This is a genomic window from Kineothrix sp. IPX-CK (genome assembly GCF_039134705.1).
Taxonomy (GTDB): Bacteria; Bacillota; Clostridia; order Lachnospirales; family Lachnospiraceae; genus Kineothrix; species Kineothrix sedimenti.
On sequence record NZ_CP146256.1, the window covers coordinates 472537 to 494579 of the forward strand.

Annotated in this window: 21 protein-coding genes; 18 read left to right on the forward strand and 3 right to left on the reverse strand. The window is 46.7% G+C overall.

Features of this window, described 5'->3' with window-relative positions:
- Nucleotides 1-94 precede the first annotated feature (94 nt).
- From V6984_RS02165 to V6984_RS02175, 3 genes are all read left to right on the forward strand, one after another.
- Complete coding sequence (locus V6984_RS02165) at nt 95-1120, forward strand: D-alanine--D-alanine ligase (RefSeq protein ID WP_342758178.1); 1026 nt, start codon at nt 95-97, stop codon at nt 1118-1120.
- 31 nt (nt 1121-1151) lie between these two features.
- A complete protein-coding gene (locus V6984_RS02170) occupies nt 1152-1346 on the forward strand; it encodes a hypothetical protein (RefSeq protein ID WP_342758179.1) in 195 nt (64 codons plus the stop codon).
- Nucleotides 1347-1524: 178 nt separating this feature from the next.
- Complete coding sequence (locus V6984_RS02175; RefSeq protein ID WP_342758180.1) at nt 1525-2943, forward strand: UDP-N-acetylmuramoyl-tripeptide--D-alanyl-D-alanine ligase; 1419 nt, start codon at nt 1525-1527, stop codon at nt 2941-2943.
- Here V6984_RS02175 and V6984_RS02180 read toward each other — a convergent pair.
- Nucleotides 2916-3650: a lysophospholipid acyltransferase family protein gene (locus V6984_RS02180; RefSeq protein ID WP_342758181.1), complete on the reverse strand. Its 735-nt coding sequence runs from the start codon at nt 3648-3650 to the stop codon at nt 2916-2918. The genes V6984_RS02175 and V6984_RS02180 overlap by 28 nt on opposite strands.
- Before the next feature lie 175 nt (nt 3651-3825).
- On the opposite strand from V6984_RS02180, the gene V6984_RS02185 reads away from it, so the two are divergent.
- From V6984_RS02185 to V6984_RS02210, 6 genes are all read left to right on the forward strand, one after another.
- A complete protein-coding gene (locus V6984_RS02185) occupies nt 3826-4260 on the forward strand; it encodes a protease complex subunit PrcB family protein (protein ID WP_342758182.1) in 435 nt (144 codons plus the stop codon).
- A 112-nt stretch (nt 4261-4372) separates the two neighbouring features.
- Nucleotides 4373-5644 (forward strand): dihydroorotase, encoded by a 1272-nt coding sequence (locus tag V6984_RS02190; protein ID WP_342758183.1) that lies wholly within the window; start codon nt 4373-4375, stop codon nt 5642-5644.
- Nucleotides 5645-5776: 132 nt separating this feature from the next.
- Nucleotides 5777-6559 (forward strand): dihydroorotate dehydrogenase electron transfer subunit, encoded by a 783-nt coding sequence (locus V6984_RS02195; RefSeq protein WP_342758184.1) that lies wholly within the window; start codon nt 5777-5779, stop codon nt 6557-6559.
- Between the two features lie 25 nt (nt 6560-6584).
- Entirely contained in the window at nt 6585-7487 is a 903-nt protein-coding gene (locus V6984_RS02200) for a dihydroorotate dehydrogenase (protein ID WP_342758185.1), read from the forward strand.
- Between the two features lie 249 nt (nt 7488-7736).
- Complete coding sequence (locus V6984_RS02205) at nt 7737-9818, forward strand: methyl-accepting chemotaxis protein (protein WP_342758186.1); 2082 nt, start codon at nt 7737-7739, stop codon at nt 9816-9818.
- A 122-nt stretch (nt 9819-9940) separates the two neighbouring features.
- Nucleotides 9941-11503: a DUF3794 and LysM peptidoglycan-binding domain-containing protein gene (locus V6984_RS02210; RefSeq protein WP_342758187.1), complete on the forward strand. Its 1563-nt coding sequence runs from the start codon at nt 9941-9943 to the stop codon at nt 11501-11503.
- Nucleotides 11504-11570: 67 nt separating this feature from the next.
- Here V6984_RS02210 and V6984_RS02215 read toward each other — a convergent pair whose 3' ends face one another.
- Complete coding sequence (locus tag V6984_RS02215; RefSeq protein WP_342758188.1) at nt 11571-12161, reverse strand: hypothetical protein; 591 nt, start codon at nt 12159-12161, stop codon at nt 11571-11573.
- A gap of 188 nt (nt 12162-12349) precedes the next feature.
- On the opposite strand from V6984_RS02215, the gene ispE reads away from it, so the two are divergent.
- The 5 genes from ispE to V6984_RS02240 all read left to right on the forward strand — a co-directional run bounded on the left by ispE (nt 12350) and on the right by V6984_RS02240 (nt 15904).
- Nucleotides 12350-13222, forward strand: a complete 873-nt coding sequence (gene ispE / locus V6984_RS02220) for a 4-(cytidine 5'-diphospho)-2-C-methyl-D-erythritol kinase (protein ID WP_342758189.1) — start codon at nt 12350-12352, stop codon at nt 13220-13222.
- A 99-nt stretch (nt 13223-13321) separates the two neighbouring features.
- Nucleotides 13322-14005, forward strand: coding sequence for a GntR family transcriptional regulator (locus V6984_RS02225; RefSeq protein WP_342758190.1), 684 nt, complete (start codon nt 13322-13324; stop codon nt 14003-14005).
- Between the two features lie 95 nt (nt 14006-14100).
- Nucleotides 14101-14514: a hypothetical protein gene (locus tag V6984_RS02230; protein WP_342758191.1), complete on the forward strand. Its 414-nt coding sequence runs from the start codon at nt 14101-14103 to the stop codon at nt 14512-14514.
- On the forward strand, nt 14474-15322 hold the full coding sequence (murI, locus tag V6984_RS02235; RefSeq protein ID WP_342758192.1) for a glutamate racemase: 849 nt from the start codon (nt 14474-14476) through the stop codon (nt 15320-15322). The genes V6984_RS02230 and murI overlap by 41 nt, the downstream gene beginning before the upstream one ends.
- Before the next feature lie 114 nt (nt 15323-15436).
- Entirely contained in the window at nt 15437-15904 is a 468-nt protein-coding gene (locus V6984_RS02240) for a DUF1934 domain-containing protein (protein WP_342758193.1), read from the forward strand.
- Nucleotides 15905-15951: 47 nt separating this feature from the next.
- Here the strand turns inward: V6984_RS02240 and V6984_RS02245 are convergent, their stop codons facing one another.
- Nucleotides 15952-16428, reverse strand: coding sequence for a hypothetical protein (locus V6984_RS02245; protein WP_342758194.1), 477 nt, complete (start codon nt 16426-16428; stop codon nt 15952-15954).
- A gap of 167 nt (nt 16429-16595) precedes the next feature.
- Between V6984_RS02245 and cls the strand changes: the two genes are divergently transcribed.
- The 4 genes from cls to V6984_RS02265 all read left to right on the forward strand — a co-directional run bounded on the left by cls (nt 16596) and on the right by V6984_RS02265 (nt 22038).
- A complete protein-coding gene (gene cls, locus V6984_RS02250; protein ID WP_342759927.1) occupies nt 16596-18062 on the forward strand; it encodes a cardiolipin synthase in 1467 nt (488 codons plus the stop codon).
- A gap of 147 nt (nt 18063-18209) precedes the next feature.
- Nucleotides 18210-19280 carry a trigger factor gene (tig, locus tag V6984_RS02255; protein WP_342758195.1) on the forward strand — a complete coding sequence of 357 codons (1071 nt, stop codon included), beginning with the start codon at nt 18210-18212 and terminating at the stop codon, nt 19278-19280.
- A 101-nt stretch (nt 19281-19381) separates the two neighbouring features.
- Nucleotides 19382-20773, forward strand: coding sequence for an asparagine--tRNA ligase (gene asnS, locus V6984_RS02260; RefSeq protein WP_342758196.1), 1392 nt, complete (start codon nt 19382-19384; stop codon nt 20771-20773).
- 41 nt (nt 20774-20814) lie between these two features.
- Entirely contained in the window at nt 20815-22038 is a 1224-nt protein-coding gene (locus V6984_RS02265) for an NlpC/P60 family protein (RefSeq protein WP_342758197.1), read from the forward strand.
- Nucleotides 22039-22043 lie beyond the last annotated feature (5 nt).

Here is a 22043-nt window from a genome sequence, read left to right on the forward strand (position 1 = left end):
ATTTATATGTTTTATATGGAAGAAATGAGTGCTATGCTGTAAGGAATGGATTAAGGGATTGCAGTTCATAGGACAGAAAGGCGGAAGGGACAGTATGAAAATAGTGGTTTTGGCAGGAGGAATCAGTACGGAGAGGGATGTCTCCCTAAGCTCCGGAAGAATGATATATGAGGCGCTTAAGAATAACGGGCACAAGATAGTGCTGTTAGACGTTTACTTAGGCTATGAAAAAGAGGACGTGGGAGCGATCTTTGAAAAGCAGGAGGACTGGGCGAAGGAAATCGGTGCAGTGGGTGAGAGAAACCCCGATATCGAGGCGGTGAAAGCCCTTCGCAGCGACGGAGACAAGAACTTTTTTGGTCCTAATGTCATTTCTATTTGTCAGGCTGCAGACGTGGTATTCATGGCTCTGCACGGACAGAACGGGGAGAACGGAAAGATTCAGGCTTGCTTTGATTTGATGGGCATCCGCTATACGGGGGCGGATTATGTGAGCTCTGCACTCTGCATGGATAAAGGTCTTACCAAGGAACTGCTGGATTACCATGGCATTCCGGTACCCCGTGGAATCAGCTTGAAAAGGGGAGAAGAAGACCCTAGGTCCGTACCCTTTCCTTGTATCATTAAGGCCTGCTGCGGGGGTTCCAGCGTAGGAGTATGTATCGCAAAGGACGAGAGAGAGTATGAGGCGGCTTTAGAAGAGGGTTTTCGCTATGACGAAGAGGTCATTATAGAGCAATATGTAAATGGAAGGGAATTTTCCATAGGGGTCATGGACGGAAAAGCGCTGCCGGTAATCGAGATTGCGCCGCTTGAAGGCTTTTATGACTATAAGAATAAATATCAGGCAGGAAGCACTGTGGAGACTTGCCCTGCTCTTCTTTCGGAGAGAAAGACGAAGGAGATGCAGTTTTTGGCGGAGAAGGCATTCCAGGTACTGCGCCTTAAGAATTATGCACGCATGGACTTTATGATGAACGAGGAGGAAGAGATTTTCTGCCTGGAAGCGAATACTCTGCCCGGCATGACGCCCACCTCTCTGCTGCCGCAGGAGGCTCAGGCACAGGGATTAAGTTTCGGTCAGCTATGTGAGAAGATCATAGAGTCTGCGCTTAAGTAGTCGGGGGAGACGTTTGCGAAATTGTTAGGTTGTGAAAAATTTATGTACAATTGTGGTAGGAAGACGCTTTCTTCGATGTATTAGGTTTCTGTTCCTTCGCTCACAGCTGTATTTTCTAAAGGAAACCGTAAATGTAGCGACAAGGGACGGGCCGGCAGCAAAGTACATCCATGTACTGTGCTGCCTAACGGCCGCATCCATGCGGCAGTTTCCCTGTGAATCGTAGGTTTCCTTAAGAAAATGCAAGCCGTTCGTTATAAGAACTGAAACCTAATACACTGAAGAAAGTCTCCGGAAAGCCTTGGAATTGTACATAAAATTAGCGAAAGTTACGAGTTTCGTAATTGTCTGAAATAAAATATGTATATGTAATTGCGATAAATGGAAAGGAATTGGGATAAAGAATGAAAAACCTTACTTTGCATAAGATAGCGGAAGCTTGCGGCGGGAAGCTGTTTGGCTGTGACGGGGAGACGGATAAAGAAGTATCGGGTGTGGTGCTGGATTCCCGGCTGGTAGAAGAGAATTTCTTATTTGTGGCGGCGAAGGGAGAGCGGGTGGATGGCCATGATTTCATCTCTCAGGTCATGGATAATAAAGCGGCAGGCGTTGTGTGTGAGAGAGTTCCTAAGGCGGTGGACGGCCCTTATATACTCGTGAAGGATTCCTTTCAGGCGCTGAAGGATATTGCAGAGTTCTACCGAAAGCAGTTAGACATTAAGGTGGTAGGCATAACGGGCAGCGTAGGCAAAACGAGCACGAAGGAATTCATCGCCTCGGTGCTGGCTGAAAAGTACCAGGTACTTAAGACGGAGGGAAATTACAATAATGAGATAGGACTCCCGCTGACCGTGCTGAAGATACGAAAACATCATCAGGCGGCGGTGCTTGAGATGGGAATCAGCGATTTCGGCGAGATGCACAGACTGAGCAAGATAGCGAGGCCGGACATTTGTGTACTTACCAATATAGGGGAATGTCATTTGGAAAACCTGAAATCCAAAGAAGGAATATTGCAGGCCAAGACAGAGATCTTCGACTTTATGCAGGAAGACGGTGCTATATGCGCTAATGGCGACGACGATATGCTTCGCAGGATAGAAGAGATGAATGGGCATAGAGCACTTGAGGGAAGAAAGCCGATTTATTTCGGGCTGAATGAGTCTAATCCCGTATATGCGGACGAGATAGAAAACAAAGGACTTTTTGGCAGCAGCGCGAAAATTCATATGGAGAACGGCGAGTTCACGGCAGAGATTCCCCTGCCCGGCGGACATATGGTGTACAATGCGCTGGCAGCAGCCTGCGTAGGAAGCCTTCTGGGGCTTAGCGGAGCGCAGATCCGGGAAGGGATAGCCAAGGTAAAGCCCTTGGGAGGAAGGAGCAATATCATTCGCCTGCCGGAACGTGTAGTCATCGACGACTGCTATAACGCCAATCCGGTCTCCATGTGCGCAGCGCTGGATTTGTTGGAAGCGGCGCTTACCAGAAGGGTAGCGGTTATGGGGGATATGTTCGAGCTCGGAGACAATAAGGAACGGATGCATGCTAAAGTGGGAGCCTATGCCGTAGAAAAGGGCATCGAGGTAATCGTCTGTATCGGGGAGCTGTCAATAAACATGTACGACAGTGCCGGAGAAGCAATGCAGGAAGCAGGCAGAGAGAATACAGAGCTTTACTATTTTCCAGGGAAAAAAGAATTCCTGGAAAAGATGTCAGGTATTCTGCGAAAGGGCGACACCGTATTGGTGAAGGCATCTCACGGAATGGCTTTTGAAGAGATTGTAAAAGCGCTTTACACAAGTTCTTTATTTTTAAAATAAGCTTCCTTTACAATGTTCTGTACATATACGCCTACGAACTTCCGCTCTTCTTTTGGCATATCTTTAATATATATGGGTTTGCCGTATTCGATTACCACATGTGCCTTTTTGATTCTGGGCAGATGGTCTTCGAAGATGGCTCCCGAATTGTTGATGGACATAGGTATGATGGCGCAGCCCGACTTCTCCGCTATCTTGAAGCTTCCTTCATGGAAAGGGAGAAAAGTATCGTTTACCTTGTTTCTCGTTCCTTCGGGAAAGATGCAGATAGAGATTCCCGACTTCACCTTTTCGATTCCTTGCAAAATAGTCTGCAAGCCCTGCTTTATGTCCTTGCGGTCGAGGAAAAGGCAGTGAAGGTTGTTCATCCAGTTAACTAACAAGGGGAATTTCTGCATTTCCTTTTTGGCGATATAACCGGTAGGCCTGGGAACTCTCGTATAGGTGAGAAGGATGTCGAAATAGCTCCTGTGGTTGCCCACATATAATACAGGAGCATCCAAGGGAACATTTTCCTCCCCGATCACAGTCACGGTGGTCCCCGCAATCTTCAGGCAGCAGCGAAATGCCCAATTTACGATGGCAAGAGAGCTGGTGTTTTTTTTGTCCATGTTAAATTTACCAAGGATCCATTCTGCAATCATAAGAGGAATGCTGAATATAAGAAATAAAATAACAAAAGAGGCGACGCCGATAATTCGTATCATGGTATTTTGTCCTCCCGAAAGGCAATTCTTTTTGTATTTGTAGTATTTATTATAGCGGACGCTTTTGTATTAGGCAATAGAAAAAAAGGCGCAGGAAAGGAATAGTCGATTTGTTTCTAAAATAGAATGAAATGAATACAGAACACTCATAGAAAGAGGAAAGGATGTTGCGAAGATGAGGAAGAAATGGATTTTACTCGTAGTAGCGGTTACAGCGCTGCTTTCGTGTCTGTCAGGGTGCGGGGGTAAAACGGGGGACATGAATGAAAAGATTAAAGATATAGAATTTACAGTATTGGGAGAAGATAATTTACCGGAGGAATTAAAGCAGATCATAGAAGATAAAAAAGAAAAGGAATTTAAAATCACTTACCAGGACAACGATTATATCTACATCTGCGTCGGCTATGGACGACAGGAAACAGGAGGCTACAGTATCACGGTAAACGGGCTGTATATGACGGGGAATGCGGTATATGTAGACACGAACCTGATTGGACCCGAAGCAGAAAGCAGGGAACTTTATAAGGCGCAGGAGAAGGAAAGCGCATCCTATCCTTATATTGTGCTGAAAACGGAATATTTTGATAAGTCGGTAGTTTTTGATTGATTGTTACAGGGAGAATAGGCTATACTTGTTTCGAGGATAAGGATAAAACAAATATACGTTACTAAGAAGTTACTGAGAACGGAGTGAACAGTAACGAACATGGAGAACGAGGATGATATTAATAAAAAACGGGTATGTGCTGGATCCGAAAAGCGGAAAGGAAGGCACGGCGGATATTTTAATAAAGGATGAGAGAATTGTCAGGCTGGGTCCCGGAATCGAACCCGAGGAGGGCACGAGGGTCATCGATGCGGCGGGGAAAATGATTGCTCCGGGCTTGGTGGATGTGCATGTGCATTTCAGGGACCCTGGCTTTACGTATAAAGAAGACATAGCTACAGGAGCGAAGGCTGCGGCAAAAGGCGGCTTTACCACGGTGGTTATGATGGCTAATACAAGACCTCCCGTGGATAACGAGGAGACCTTGGCATATGTGCTGCAAAAGGGAAAAGAGACGGGGATTCATGTGGAGACCTGTGCCAATATTACCATAGGAATGGAAGGACAAGCACTTACGGACATGGAACGCCTGTCTGAAATGGGAGCGGTAGGTTTTACCGATGACGGCATCCCTCTTTTGGATGAAAACATCGTAAAGCAGGCGATGGCTCAGGCGAAGAAGCTTAACAAGCCCCTTAGCTTTCATGAGGAGAATCCGGCATATATTGCCAATAACGGAGTGAATGCAGGGAAAGCTTCTGAATATTACGGAATCGAAGGATCGGACCGGATGGCGGAAATCGATATGGTAAGGCGGGATATTGCCCTCGCACAGGGACTCGGTGCCGACATATCCATTCAGCATATCAGTACAAAAGAAGCGGTTGACCTGGTCCGCCAGGCGAGAAAGACAAACCCGCACATATATGCGGAGGCCACGCCTCACCACTTTACTTTGACGGAGGAGGCTGTGATTTTTCATGGCTCTCTGGCGAAGATGAACCCTCCCCTTAGAGAGGAGGAGGACCGGCTCGCCATTATAAAAGGACTTCAGGACGGAACTATAGGAATTATAGCTACGGATCACGCACCCCACAGTGCAGAGGAGAAGGGAAAGCCCCTTACGGAGGCTCCCAGCGGAATTATCGGTCTTGAAACATCTCTTTCCTTAGGCGTGCGGGAGCTGGTGGAGAAGGGATATCTTTCCATGAACGAGCTGTTAAGCCGCATGTCCTATCAGCCGGCAATGCTTTATCATTTGGATGCAGGCTATCTGGAGGAAGGCGGCCCCGGAGATTTGGTCATATTCGATAAAGATGAGACATGGACGCCTGCGAGCTACCTTTCCAAATCATCGAACACCCCCTTTACAGGGGAGAGTCTGCCATGCAGGATTCATTACACCATTTGCGGAGGAAAAGTTGTTTATTCCCGCGGGCAATGAGCCAGGCGCAGGCTTGCCTGCATTTGGCGAATGCCGCGAGGGCCAAATACCCCGCAACTTACGGCGGGGTGTTTGACTCGATTTAAGCGGATGGTACATCAAATTTTGAAAGGATAAAGGGCAACGGAACAGATGAAAAAGGTAAAAACAAAGGTTCTGTCACAGACGAAAATAGCTGATGACATTTACGATATGTGGATAGAGAGCGATTTGGCATCCGGAGCAAAGGCAGGGCAGTTTATTTGCATATATCCACACAGTGAGAGCACCCTTCTCCCCAGACCAATAAGCATCTGCGAATCGGATAGGGAAGGGAACAGACTTAGGATCGTCTATCGCGTAGTAGGCAAAGGAACGGAAGAATTATCCCTTTATCATACGGGCAGAAATATTAAAATATTGGGAAATCTGGGAAACGGCTTTCCTCTTTCGAAAGCAGCAGGAAAACGGGTGGTTCTGATGGGCGGAGGTATTGGAATCCCCCCCATGTTACAGCTTGCCAAGGACCTGAAAAGCGAAGGAAAGGCCAGAGAGATAATGGTAATCGCAGGTTATAGGAACGGACAGCTCTTTCTGAAAAGTGATATGGAGGAATATGCGCCGGTATATGCGGCGACTGAGGACGGCAGCGCCGGAACAAAGGGAAACGTGCTGGACGCAGTGTCGGCTCTGAGCATTCGCCCCGAGGTCATCATGGCCTGCGGCCCGATGCCTATGCTGCGGGCGATAAAAAAGTATGCGGAGATGGAAGGGATAGAGGCTTACATTTCACTGGAGGAGCGGATGGCCTGCGGAGTCGGCGCGTGCCTAGGCTGTGTCTGCCGGACGAAAGAAAGGGACAAACATTCCCATGTTAATAATGCGAGAATCTGTACGGACGGTCCCGTATTCGATGCGCGGGATGTGGAAATCTGACAGGGAAAGCCAAGGAGGACATTGAATGAATACAAAAGTAACGATAGCGGGCGTCGAGTTCAAGAATCCGGTAATGACGGCATCAGGGACCTTCGGTTCGGGCATGGAATATGCACAGTTCGTAGATTTGAACCGGTTGGGTGCCGTGGTGACCAAAGGTGTGGCCAATGTTCCTTGGGAAGGGAATCCTACTCCCCGGATAGCGGAGACCTACGGAGGGATGCTGAACGCCATTGGCCTGCAGAACCCGGGAGTGGAGGTATTCCTGCAAAGGGACGTTCCTTTTTTGAAAAAATATGATACGAAAATCGTCGTGAATGTCTGCGGAAAAACGGTAGAGGACTATTTGGAAGTAGTAGAACGCCTTGGGGATTCTGAGGTAGATATGCTTGAGATCAATGTTTCCTGCCCCAATGTGAAGGAAGGCGCGATTGCTTTCGGGCAGAAGGCGGACTGCCTCTATGATATCACGTCCCAGATCAAGAAAAAGGCAAAGCAGCCGGTGGTTATGAAGCTTAGCCCCAACGTGACGGATATAACGGAAATGGCAAAAGCTGCAGAGGCTGCGGGAGCGGATGCGCTTTCCCTGATCAATACGATTACCGGGATGAAAATTGATATCCATAAAAGAACCTTTGCTCTTGCCAATAAAACCGGCGGACTTTCCGGCCCTGCCATCAAGCCGGTGGCGGTGCGCATGGTCTACCAGGCCTCTCACGCGGTGCAAATCCCGATCATCGGTATGGGAGGAATCGCAGATGCGGAGGATGCCATTGAATTTCTCCTGGCGGGAGCGACGGCGGTGGCGGTGGGGGCAATGAACTTCGTGAATCCGTATGCGACGGAGGAGACGGTAGAAGGCATCGAAGAATATATGAGAAAATATCGGATTGAGGATATCAATTCTTTGATTGGCAGTGTGGAATAGCCGAAATTAATAAAGAATAAATAATCAGGAGGAACCTATTGATAATATAGGCTTCTCCTGATTTTTATGTAATAGGTAAGTGCCCCTGTTACATAAAAATGGATGCGCAGCTACGTGTGCGGAGCACACTTTTGTTCTTAGCAATTTTTAGATGAATCCGGGCAACTTTTGCATAGAATGGCGATTTTTGGAATGTTATATTGAATTTAAGGAATTCTAAATCTATTACGGGGCGAAAGGACGGGAGTTATGAAGAAAAAGTGGATAGCAAAGAACGCAGGGAAGAAAAAAGGAATTGCGGCATCACTTATGAAAGCCTTCTGCATACCGGTCATCCTCATTATTTTATTGGGAGCGGTATCATACCGTACTGCTTCCAACGTTGTGACAGAAAAATATGAGGAGTCTGCGCAAGCGACGATGACGGCAATGGATCTGTATCTGACCCTGGTATGCGATACGACAAAATCAAAAATGACGGAAATGCTCATGGATAAAAACCTTCAGGATTATTATTCCAAGTATTACGAGCATAATACATCCGAGGGCATACAGGCATATAACAATCTGTTGCTGAGCATGAGTGTTTCTCAGGTAACATTGAAACATATGGGAGACTATTTTATTTTTGCGGAAAAGGGGAAGTGCGTGATCAGCACTACTCAGTCCAGACTTTTACCGGATAATGCTTATGAGGAATTCATGAAGACGGAGCCTGTAAAGGTTTTTGCGGATGGCAAGACGGCAAATACATGGATTGGTTACCATGATTATATTGACGAACAGCTTGGATATCAAAGAGAGAAGTATGCGTGTTCCTATGTGACCAGATTTGCGGATAAGACAGGTGTGATTGTAGCGGATATCAGCAAGGATTTCATGGAACAAGCGCTGGGCACTATGAATTTCGGGGAAGGAAGCATTAAAGGAATCATAACGCCTGACGGCAGGGAAATACTTGTGAAGGAAACGTGGAAAGAGGGAAAGATGGATACGGAGCCGCTGCCCGACGGCGAGAAGATATTTGCAGATTATACGGCTGCCGGCGCTGAGGGGCAGCAAAGCAGCTTTGTGGAGTATCATGAGGAAAAGTATCTGTTTACATATTCTGATATCGGCGAGACGGGAATGAAGGTATGCGCTTTGATTCCAATGGAACGCATTGTCAGTGAAGTGTCACATATCCGTACGGTTACAGTTGCCTTCGTCGCCATCGCCGTTATTGTGGCACTGACTTTGGGAATCGGTATATCCACGGGTATCGGTAAGGAGATAAAGAACATCAGGCGATTCCTTGAGAAGATGTCGGGGGGAGATTTTACCCAGTCGGTTTCCACCAGAAGAAAAGACGAGTTTCATACACTTGCGGACTCTATCAACCATATGGGCGGATGTGTTCGTGAGCTGATTGGAGAACTGACCGGTTTTGAAGAAGAAGTAGCAATGTCGGTAAGGAAGGTCAATGAGACTTCGGATATAGTGGTGACAGCGATTCAGGATATAGCGGCAACCATGGATGAGGTATCGGCGGGAGCTTCTTCCCAGGCAGAAGATACGGAACATTGTATGGTACAGATGTCCGAATTTACCGAGCAGATCCAGAGCATATGCGAGAATACCGAGCATATGAGTCAAAATGCAGATGAGGTTATGGGGTCGCTGACCGAGGGCAGGCAGAAAATAAATAACTTAAACGAGAAATCAAATGATACGATAGATGTAACAAAAGAATTGGTGGAAAATATACTGAGGGTACGGAACCAGTCGGAAAATATAGGCGGCATAGTGAATACCATAAATGAAATAGCCGCACAGACGAATCTGCTGTCGCTGAATGCGTCTATAGAAGCGGCCCGTGCAGGTATGCAGGGAAAAGGCTTTGCAGTGGTCGCAGAGGAAATACGAAAGCTGGCAGATCAGTCTATGGCAGCCGGAAATGAAATAAAGAATATCATAGATCAAACGGATAAGATGACGGCTGAAGCTACCAGATCGGCGGAAAAGGCAGAAGGTATCGTAAATATACAGAAGGTATCGTTAGAAGAAACGAATCATATATTTGCCCGGATGGAAGGCTGTATCGGAGAGCTGCTGAGAGGATTCCAGATTGTATTGGAAGATTTGGAGAGCATGGGAGGCAGCAGAGATCAGATGGTGAAATCCATAACAAGCATATCGGCATTTTCGGAACAGGTGGCGGCATCTACCCAGGCAGTTACAGGGACTATTAAGAATCAGAGAGAAGTATTGAATCAATTGGCGGAAAGATCAGAACGCCTGCAGGGAAAATCAGAGGAAATGAGCGGTCTGATGGGCCGGTTTAAGGTTTAGAAATACCGGGCGGAAGCAATAAAAATAACCGGAATAAATGACCTCCGTACGTAATACAATTACTATAAGTAAACTTTATCAAAGTTTGATAATGGTAATCGAAGCGATACGGAGGTATTTTTGTGGAGTTAGTAAGGAAAAATATACATATGGACCGCATCAAGGGTCAGGCAGCCACACAGATTACGTTAGAAGACGACGTTAATATCTCAGATTCCAAACCGGATGTGAGCAAGCTGATTTATGATAGAGGAAGCGTGTGTTTGGATGAGGTAAAGGCGACGGAGGACCATGTGACGGTAAAAGGAAAGCTGAACTTCGCGGTAATGTACCTGCCTGAGGGGGACAATATGATACCGTGCTGTATGGAAGGTTGTATTCCTTTTGAAGAGCAGATATATATGGATGGAGTTCAGAGCGGAGACAGTGTGAAAGTGAAATGGGATCTGGAGGATATGACCATCGGGCTTATCAATTCCAGAAAGCTGAGCGTTCAGGCACTCGTTTCCTTTAAGTTTCTTTCGGAGGCAATGTGCGATGAAGAGACTGCGGTGGATCTGTATCACGAGGAGCCGGTGGAATATAGGAAGAAACCTCTCGAAATTATGCAAATGACCGTGAAAAAAAGAGATATTTTCCGTATCAAGGAAGAGTTGGAACTGCCTCAGAACTATCCGAATATTTTCCAGATCATATGGCAGGGTATCGATGTGGACAATGTAGAGTTCCGGGCAGGAGAGGGAAAGCTCTCGGTACAAGGTGACCTTCACGCATTTTTCTTATATGAGGGAGAGGGAGAAGAAAATCCGGTCAGGGCATTTGCGACCACGGTACCCTTCAACGGTATGATAGAGTGCAGCGGATGCGAAGAGGGAATGATCGGAGATGTGGAATATTCCATAGGTCATATAGAAGTGGAAATACGCCCCGATTTCGACGGCGAGCAAAGAATATTAGGTGTGGAAGTCGTTCTTGATTTGGACATCGATATCTATGAGGAAACCAGACTGGATATTCTTTCCGGCATTTACGGCGTAGTAAAGGAAGTTGAGGCGGTAACCAGACCGGCGCAGTTCAAGGGATTTCTGGGAAGACCTGCAGGTAAGGTCAAGGTGAGCGACAGAATGAAGCTCCAGGGATCAGATACGCATATGCTCCAGCTTCTCCACAGCGATGCACAGGCCAGGATAGAGAACAAAGAAATCGTGGAAAACGGCATTCAGGTCAAGGGAGTTTTAAACGTACAAACGTTGTATTTGAGCAGCGACAGCAAGATACCTTACGGCTTTGTGAAGGGAGTATTCCCCTTCAGCCATGTACTGGAGGTGCCGGGCATTAATGAAAACTCTTCTTATAAAGTAAATGCGGGAATAGAACAGCTGTCAGTTGCTATGGTAGACAGCGATGAGGTGGACATTAAGGCAGTGGTTTCGTTTAAGGGAATCGCCTTCGACCAAAAGACGGAGGATATTGTGACGGACGTTGCCGTCTCGGAGCTGAATATGGATAAACTTAACGAACTTCCCAGTATTGTAATCTATGTGGCGAAGGAAGGCGACAGTCTTTGGGATGTAGGCAAGAGGTATTATGTGCCGATTTCCCAGATTAAGGAAACCAACGAAATGGCCACGGACGATATTAAGGCGGGAGATAAGCTGCTCATTGTAAAGGGGATTTCAAAATAGAAGATAAAATTAGAAAAGGGAAAGAACGTTTTATATGCTTTCCCTTTTTTTGTTGACTATTTAGTTTTTAAGCGTTTGCAGCCTCTGCCAGCTTATCGAATTTGTCCATTACAGCCTGATAAGTTTTCTGACTGATATCAGGAAGCTTGTCTCCCCATGTCTTCGTAGCCTGCTCAAAGCCTTTTTTGAAGGCATCTCTCATAGCTTCTATTTTGTCGGGATCGCCCCCGGTCAAAGCTGTTGCGAAATCTATGATGCGGCCGGAGGTCTGCTCCACGCTCCAATAGCCATCTTCGGCGATGTCGGCCTGCGCCTGTGCCTTCGTTGCAGCGTCTACGGTGAAATCGCCGCTTGCGAGAAAACTCCAAATGCTGTCCGTTTTTCCCAGGGTCTTGCCCTGATTAACGATTATCTGCTCTACAAGGCTCTTAAACTGTGCGGTGCGGGCATCTGCATCCGCTTTTAGTTTGGTAATAAGTGCGGTATCCTGTTTATAAGTCTTTTTGGATGCCGTCTCCGTAGCTGCGGAAGATTCATAAATTACGCCGCTTGTATTTTCTTCTTTTACAGATTCCGCATCGCTGCTCTTTTTGGCTGAACTATATGTACCATAAGCATCCGCGGTGCTCATACCGCTTGTAATTCCATTTACGCCCATCTCTAAACCCTCCTTGGTCATATGCGTTGTCATTAAGTGATGTATAGTCCGACTAGAAATATTTTCCTAGTTTTGCAATATATATCGTCAGTTTATAGTTATTTAATTAGTGCTCACATTGATTTTTCCTCTTATATTGTATATAATTAAGTACATTAAATGTATACAAAATGCAAACGGGGTACAATATGGATAAGATAACGAGGAAAGCCTATGCCAAAATTAATCTGGGTCTGGATGTGCTAAGGCGAAGAGAGGATGGTTATCATGAAGTGAGGATGATCATGCAGTCGGTGGGTCTGTACGATACACTGACCTTCACGAGGCACGAGGAAGCGGGCATAGCGGTCGTTACGGATAAAGAGGAGCTTCCGGGAGATGAGAGCAATTTGATTTATAAGGCGGCAAAGCTTCTTACAGATACATATGGTATCCGGCAGGGCGTTCACATCGCGCTTGAGAAACGGATTCCCATGGCGGCGGGGATGGCCGGCGGCAGCACCGACGCAGCCGCAGTTTTCCATGGAATGAACGAGATGTTCTCCTTAGGTCTGTCCATAGAAGAAATGTGCGTGCTGGCGGTGAGAATAGGGGCGGATGTTCCGTACTGTATAAAGGGAGGAACGGCATTAGCGGAAGGGATCGGAGAGATTCTTTCGGATTTGCCCGGTATGCCTGACTGCTTTTTGCTGATTGCTAAGCCGGACATCGACGTATCCACCAAATTCGTTTATGAGAATTTACATGCGGATTGTTTGGAGTATCATCCGGATATTGACGGTATGATACGTGTTCTTAGCAGTAAAGAGCTGGGGAGCGTGGCGGCAAAACTTGGCAACGTGCTGGAAACAGTAACGGTGAAAAAATATCCTCAAGTGGAGGAAATCAAGGATTTTATGAAGGCGCAGGGGGCGCTGAACGCATTGATGAGCGGCAGCGGACCTACGGTATTCGGAATATACGATTCCAAAGAACGGGCGCATGAGGCGCAGGGGGCGCTGGAGCGGGCAGGGCTGGCAAAGCAGGTATTTGTCACTGTTCCGGTAAATACGGGAAGATAAAAGTTATTATTCAGCCTTTAGATTTCTAATAACAAAACAAATTTTATTTAAAAGACTGGACATGAGATGACGGGGTTAGTATGAAAGGTATGGTATTGTATGAGCGATAATTTTCAGGTAAATATGGATGAATTCCTGCCGCTTAGAGACGTGGTGTTCAACACGCTTAGAAAGGCGATTCTTACCGGAGAGCTGAAGCCGGGGGAGCGGCTGATGGAGATTCACCTCGCCAATAAGCTTGGTGTCAGCAGGACTCCGATAAGGGAGGCGATCCGCAAGCTGGAGCTGGAGGGTCTGGTCACGATGATCCCCAGAAGAGGGGCTGAGGTGGCGCAGATCACGGAGAAGAGCTTGAAGGACGTTTTGGAGGTGCGCCGTGCGCTGGATGCGCTTTGCGCGGAGCTGGCATGTGAACGCATTACAGACGAGGAAATGGTGCATCTTAAGGAGGCCTGTGCGCAGTTCGAGAAAGCGACCAGACAAAAAGACGTGACGGTGATAGCCAAGGCGGATGTGGCTCTTCATGACATCATCGTGGCGGCCACCGGCAATCAGAGGCTGGTACAGCTTGTGAATAATCTGGCGGAGCAGATGTATCGTTACCGCTTTGAGTATATTAAGGATAAAAGCCAGCATGAAAAACTGATAGAGGAGCATAGAATAATATACGAAAGCATCCTGAACAAGAACTGTGAGGCGGCAGCGAGAGCGGCAAAGCTTCATATAGACAATCAGGAGTCCTCCATTATCAAGCAGATACGGCTGGAGAACAAGCAGAAATAAGAGGACATATGGAATAAGGCCGGAAAAATGAGGGCAGACTTCTTTTAGTAAGGTTCCGCAAACGGACGAAGCGGAACGGAGTAAGGAGAAGCCTGATGAAAAAAATATGGGAAACCGGTGTGATTCTATTTGCAGCTATGGGATTTTGGGGTATGATATATCCTGACTTGTGCTTTACCCAGGATGTATGCCGAGTCGTTTATGTAGATACATATGGTAATGTGCAGGATGCAGTGAAGGCAGAAGATGCAGGAAGTATAGGGAATGCAGAAGATACAGAGGATTTGTCGGAGCAGGATATGTTTACCCAGCTTAGTAATGCCAAGCCGGGACAGATCCGGGTAAAAAGTGCATTTATAGATTATTTTTTCGGCAGCAGAGGGGAAGAGGCAAAAGATGATTCCGGGCAAGATGCCGATACGCCGAAGAACCTTAAGGAAACGGCGAGTATAACAGAAAGCAAAGGAAATGGCAATGACAGCAATAAAGGAAACAAAGGCTCTCAGTGAGTTGCCCGTAGGTGTGTTCGACTCGGGCGTGGGAGGACTGACCGTAGCACGGGAAATTATGCGCCAGATTCCCAATGAGAAAATAATATATTTCGGAGATACGGCAAGGGTACCTTACGGAAGCAAATCCAAAGAAACGATTACGAAATACTCCAGACAAATTGTACATTTTCTGCAGGATCAGCAGGTCAAGGCGATCGTAATCGCCTGCAATACGGCCAGCGCTTATGCTCTGGATGAAATCGAAAAGGAAATCGATATACCTATGATCGGAGTGGTAAAGCCGGGAGCAAAGGTGGCTACGGAGGCCACGGGCAACGGCAGGATAGGCGTCATCGGAACGGAGGGTACGGTAGGAAGCCATATTTACTCTACATATATCAATAAAATAAATCCTGACATTAAGGTGATAGGCAAGGCGTGTCCGTTGTTCGTTCCCCTTGTGGAAGAGGGACTTTGGCAGGATCCGGTAACGGACGAAATTGCGACGAGATATTTGAGCGAGCTCATCGACTGCGATATCGATACGCTTATTCTCGGTTGCACTCATTATCCTCTGATTCGTTCCACCGTAGGAAAAATCATGGGAGAAAAAGTGACTTTAGTTAATCCGGCATATGAGACGGCGAGGGAGCTGAAGGAGCTGCTGGAAAGAGAAAATCTGTTAAATGAGAAGATTCCCGGCCTTGGAGACAACCGTTACCGCTTTTATGTGAGCGATATGGCTGATAAATTCAAGACCTTTGCTAATTCTATTTTGGAATACGGTATATTGTCCGCCAAAACTATTAACATAGAGAACTATTAGTCCGTAAAAGCGGATATGGGGTATAAGTTTGAAAGAATTATATTCTTTCAACCGGAGATTTGTACTTAAGGTGTGCAGGCACACCTGCACAAAGTCTCCAGACTTTGAAAGGGCATGGATATAATTATGACAAAAGAGGTATTGCTGTCTTTAAGAGGACTACAATTCGATAACGGTTCTTTGGACGCGGATAAGATAGAGACCATTACTCCGGCGGAGTATTATAAAAGGGATGACAGCCATTACGTCATCTATGAAGAAACGTCGGAAGGCTTTGACGAAAGCACGAAGAACATTATTAAGTTCAAGCGCAACTCTCTGGATCTGACGAAAAAGGGGCTGGTAAACGTTCACATGAGCTTCGAAGAGAACAAAAAGAATCAGACGAGCTACACCACTCCTTACGGGGAAATCTTAATCGGAATCGACGCCAGAAGCATCCGGCTGGGCGAAGAGGAGGAGCGGATCGTGGTGGATGTGGATTATGCGCTGGAAATCAATTATGAGCATTTTGCAGACTGCAAGATAAGAATGGATATACGTTCCAAGGAAAGCGGAGGCTTTTCGCTTCAGGGAGAATGAGAATAAAAAAGACGGCTCTGCATTTAAGGAAGCCGTCTTTTGTTCGCTTATTTTATTGGCTTTGCTCCGGCCTTCTCCTGAAGTCTCTCCACCGTGCGTCTGAACGCGCTTTGCTTCTTCTTGGGAGCAGCAGCCTGCTTGCCATGAAGTCCCTTCACATCGGTAATATATATACCGCTAACAACCGCCTTTACTTCTTTCTTTACAGGAACCATATCATAAATCTTCTCATCACAGACGAGAGTCATAATCTGCGGACCAACCTTTGCTTTTACAATAGGAAACCTGGAAAACCGCAGTAATCGGGGAGTCTGTTGGATTACCGTTTGAGGAAGCCCTGAATCTTTCATCTTCATCCGTTTCTTATCGATGACGAGCATGGAAACGGTCTGCTTCATCGCATCGATTTGTTCCTGCTGAGCCTCCTGCTTCTTCTGTGCTCTTTTTCCGAGGAAATATAATACGACGACAGCGATGATTAAAACGACTAATATGACTAATAATACAATTGATAAAGTACTCACAAAGTTTCCTCCTATTTTACGTTAGTGCAAAATTAATTGTAGCATTGTTTCCTTAAATAAGCAAGCGTAATTGTACTGCGGAAGCTTTAGCAATTTCGTTGAAGAAACGGGAAGAATGTTATATAATAAGCGGTAAGGGCGAGCCGGAAGGAGATAAGGGTGAGTTTATGATTTGGGAAAGTGCTCAGGCGGGCTTTTCATTTATTTTCAGCCATCTGATTTTCATTAATTTGATATTTGCGGTTATTATCGTATTTTTCCAGAGAAAGGATCCGAAGGTCATATGGACGTGGATGCTGCTTTTGTATTTCATTCCGATTCTTGGGTTCGTGTTTTACCTGCTCATAGGAACGGACATGCACAAGCAGAAGATGTTCCGGATTAAGGAGATAGAGGATCATCTGAACGACGCGATCCGCAGGCAGGAATACAGTCTCCGAAACAAGGAGCTGGAGCACAAAGACCCGGAAATCGCGGAATACTCGGACTTAGTTATGTACAATCTGGAAGCTTCGGGTGCTATGCTCACGAATGATAACGATATTACTATTTTTACGGATGGAAATGAAAAATTTGAAGCGCTCATAGCGGATATGCGGGAAGCGAAGAAGTATATCCATGTGGAGTATTATATTATAAAAAATGATGTGCTGTTCAACCGGATCAAGGACGTGCTGGTGGAAAAGGTGAAGGAGGGCGTGGAGGTGCGCGTTCTCTATGACGGCATGGGATGCCGTTCCGTTCGGAAAAGTTACTGGAGGAAGCTGAACAGCCAGGGTATAAAGACTTCGGAATTTTTTCCGGCTTTTTTAAGGCGTCTGCACCTTCGTATCAATTACCGCAACCATAGAAAAATAGTGGTCATCGATGGGAAAATAGGATATGTAGGCGGATTCAACATCGGTAAGGAATATATCGGGCTGGATAAGAAGTTCGGCTATTGGCGCGACACCCATCTTAGGGTGACGGGAACGGCAGTGTTCGCCCTGCAGATTCGTTTTGCTTTGGACTGGAACTATACGGCGAAGGAGAATCTGTTCCTGACAGGAGCATATGTCTATCAGGGATTCGTGGAATCCAAGCAAAACTGTGAGGTGCAGATCGTTTCCAGCGGTCCTGACTCCAGATGCCAGAATATACGAGACAATTATCTGCGCTTGATCGGTAAGGCAAAAAAGAGCATTTATATACAGACACCTTATTTCATACCCGACGAGGCGATTTTTTCCGCCTTGATGATAGCCGTTCATTCGGGAATCGAGGTGAATATAATGATTCCCTGTAAGCCGGACCATCCATTTGTCTATTGGGCGACCTATTCCTATATCGGAGACCTTGTTATGGAGGGTGCGAAATGCTACACTTATAATGATGGTTTTCTCCATGCCAAGGGAATGGTGGTGGATGATAAGGTGCTGTGCTATGGTACGGCAAATATGGATATCCGAAGCTTTGCGCTGAATTTCGAGGTGAATGCGGTCATATATAATGAGGAACAAGCGATAAGGATGAGGGAGATCTTCGATGAGGATATGAAGAAGTGCAAGCAGATTACGAAGAACGTATATGTGAGCCGCTCCTTGCGGGTGAGGTTCCTGGAACAGGTGAGCAGGCCTCTTTCTCCGTTATTGTAGTGTTGATTTATTGTTCATAGTTATGAAAAAAGCAGGAAAAGGGTTTTAAGAAGGGGAGATTTGTGGTATAACTGAGGTATTGCCTTGTCCTTTGTGAAGTGCTGGTGATGCACATCGGACAAGCGGAAAAAGGAGAATAATCTGAGAATGAAAAATAAAGCAAGGTTGTTAAAATTGGTAAGTATCGCTGTTATGACGGCGGCGGCAGCTACGTTTACGGGCTGCGGAAGTACAGATGACAGTCAAAAGGCATATTTGAATGAAATTGACACGAAGGATTATGTGAAGCTTGGTGAATATAAGGGTTTGGAGATTAATCAGGCAGGCCCTGAGGTTACGGACGAGACAAGGGATTCCTATATCAACTATCTTCTTAGTATGAATCCGGATAGGGGTGTCATAGAGGGAGATACGGTAAATATCGACTACGTGGGTACCTTGGACGGAGTTGCTTTTGAAGGAGGAACCGCATCCGGTTCTAATCTTACTATTGGTTCGGGGCAGTTTATCGATGGATTCGAGGATGGACTGATCGGAGCAAAGGTCGGAGATACGGTTGAACTCGATCTGACGTTCCCTGAGGATTATCAGAATACAGATCTGGCAGGCAAGGCTGTAGTATTTACGGTGACGGTCAATACGATAATGGCCTCTACACCTCAGGAGCTGACGGATGAATACGTGCAGGGACTTGGCATTGAATGCAGTACGGTGGAAGAGTACCGGCAGTATGTTTATGATATGCTGTATGAGGAGCAGGTGAGTGCATATGAGATTCAGGTAGAAAATGCTCTTGCCGGCGCGTTGGTGGAAAAAAGTGAGTTCATAAAGGATCCTCCGCAGGCGATGTTAGACCGTTATAACGAGATGCTGACCTCAAGTCTTACCTCTGCGGCTGCCGCGTATGGAATGACCCTGGAGCAGTATATGCAGCTTTACTATGGAATGGATGCAGCGACCTATCCTGAGGAAATTAAAAACGAGGCCTTGAATTCCGCACAGCGTTATATCCTGCTGCAGGCAATTGCGGATAAGGAGGACTTGAACGTAACGGATGAGGAGCTCCAGGTAGATATAGAGAACACTGCCTCGGAGTCCGGGTATGATTCTGTGGACGCTTTCAAGGAAGCGGTAGACGAGGAAAGCTATAGAGAATATATGATGAGCGAGAAGGTTTTAGGCATGATGCGTGAGAATGCGGTAATCAGCGCGGAGTAAGCCCCAAACGCCCTGATATAAAAATGCAGAGGCCACACGGGGCAGCATGGAGAAGGCGGCGCTGAGAAACAAAACAGGTACGAGACGAGGGAGAAAAGAAAATGAATTTGACAGATATCAGAGACTTATACCGCGGACGCGGTGAGTTTGCAGGAAAAGAAGTGACGATAGGCGGATGGATCAGAAGCATCCGGGATTCGAAAACCTTCGGTTTTATCGTAGTGAACGACGGCACATTTTTCGAGCCGTTACAGATCGTATACAGCGATAAGCTGAATAATTTCGAGCAGATCAGTAAGCTGAATGTGGGTTCGGCGATCATTGTAAGAGGAAACATAGTAGAGACGCCCGATGCGAAGCAGCCCTTCGAACTGCAAGCGGAGGAAATAGAGGTGGAAGGTCTCTCCACGGCGGATTATCCGCTGCAAAAAAAGAGACACAGCTTCGAGTATTTGAGAACAGTTTCCCATCTGCGTCCGCGTACCAACACGTTTCAGGCGGTATTTAGGGTACGCTCGCTGATTGCTTATGCGATTCATACGTTTTTCATGGAGAGAGGCTTCGTCTATGTGCATACGCCTCTCATCACGGGAAGCGACTGTGAAGGTGCGGGAGAAATGTTTCAGGTAACAACTATGGACCTTAAGGATATTCCGAAAAACGAGGATGGAAGCATAGATTTCAGCAAGGATTTTTTCGGCAAAGCAACCAATCTTACCGTGAGCGGACAGCTTAATGTGGAGTCCTATGCGTTTGCCTTTAAAAATGTTTATACCTTCGGCCCTACTTTCCGTGCAGAGAATTCCAATACTACGAGGCATGCTGCGGAATTCTGGATGATCGAGCCGGAGATCGCCTTTGCTGACTTGAAGGACGACATGATTCTTGCGGAATCGATGCTAAAGCATGTTATTCGTTATGTGCTTGAAAATGCGAGGGAGGAAATGAACTTCTTCAACCAGTTTGTGGATAAAGGGCTGATCGAGCGTCTTACCCATGTGCTTAACTCCGATTTCGGACATGTTACCTATACGGAGGCAGTCAAGATACTGGAGCAGCATAATGATGAATTCGAATACAAGGTATTCTGGGGCTGCGATTTGCAGACTGAGCACGAAAGATTTCTGACCGAGCAGGAATTCAAGCGTCCGGTATTCGTAACGGATTATCCGAAGGAAATCAAGGCTTTTTATATGAAGCTGAACGAAGACGGCAAGACGGTTGCGGCTATGGATTGCCTGGTACCGGGAATCGGCGAGATCATCGGCGGCAGCCAGAGAGAGGATAAGCTGGAACTTCTTGAGCAGCGTATGGAGGAGTTGGAGCTGAACAAGGAAGATTACGATTTTTATCTCGATCTTAGAAAGTACGGCTCCGCGCGGCATGCAGGCTTCGGGCTGGGCTTTGAGCGCTGCGTTATGTATTTGACAGGGATGGGCAATATCAGAGACGTTGTTCCCTTCCCAAGAACGGTAAAGAACTGCGATTTATAGGAAAAAGTTGTCCGGGCATACAAAACTTACAGGGGTTATCTATGAAGAAAAAAGCTGTAAAATTAATCAGCGTAGCCATGGCTTTCGTTATGGCGCTCCTTCCCGCGGGAACGGTATACGCGTCTACGATTAATGACATTAAAAAACAACAGGCAGAGGACCAGAATAAACTGAATAATGTGCAGGGACAAATCTCCGGCCTCCAGGGACAGCAAAGCGAGGTTGGCGGAGAGATAGACGAGCTGGATGCCAACGTGGTGGAAATTATTGCCAGCGTGGATATCATCAAGGATGAAATCGTGGAGAAGGAAGAGCAGATCGACGAGACGGAGGCGGAATACGAGGTAGCGAAGCAGCAGGAGGAGGAACAGTATGCGGCCATGAAGCTTCGCATCAAGTTCATGTATGAGCAGGGTGACATCTCCTACGTACAGCTTCTCATGACCAGCGAGAGCCTCGGCGATATGGTGAATAAGGCGGATTATATAGAACAGCTTTATGAATATGACAGAAAAATGCTGGAGGAATATCAGGCTGCCAAGGAGTATGTGCAGCAGGTGTGGAATCAGTTGGAGGATGAGAAATCGGAGCTGGAAGCCTCTAAACATGAGCTGGAAGAAGAGCAGGTGCGTATGGAGGAGCTGCTCGATGAGAAGAAGCAGGAGTATGAAAATTATAATGTGCAGATAGCGAAGGCAAAGCAGGAGGCTGCGGCTTATAAGACGAAGATCAAGCAGCAGACGGCGCAGATCAAGAAGTTGGAGGAAGAGGCAAGAAAGAAGGAAGAGGAGAGAAAGAGAAAAGAAGCAGCGGCGGCAGCTGCAAATGGCGGCAATTCTTCTTCGAGCTCATCGTCATCCGGCTCTTCATCGTCTTCAGGTTCTTCCTCCGGTGCTTCCGTAAGCATTCCTTCCGGCGGAAGCGGCTCCGGTCAGACAATCGCATCCTATGCCTGCCAGTTCATCGGCAATCCTTATGTGGCGGGCGGAACGAGCCTTACGGATGGCGCCGACTGCTCGGGATTCGTATGGCGGGTGTTCAAGGATAACGGATATTCAGTTCCCCGTACTTCATGGGAAATACGAGACGCGGGAAGCGGAGTGGATTACTCTCAGGCACAGCCGGGAGATGTTATCTGCTATGCGGGACATGTTGGAATTTACATAGGAAATGGGAATATTGTGCATGCCAGCACAGAGAGGACGGGAATCAAGATAACGTCAGCGACTTATAAATCGATACTGTCTGTGAGAAGAATTGCATAATGAAA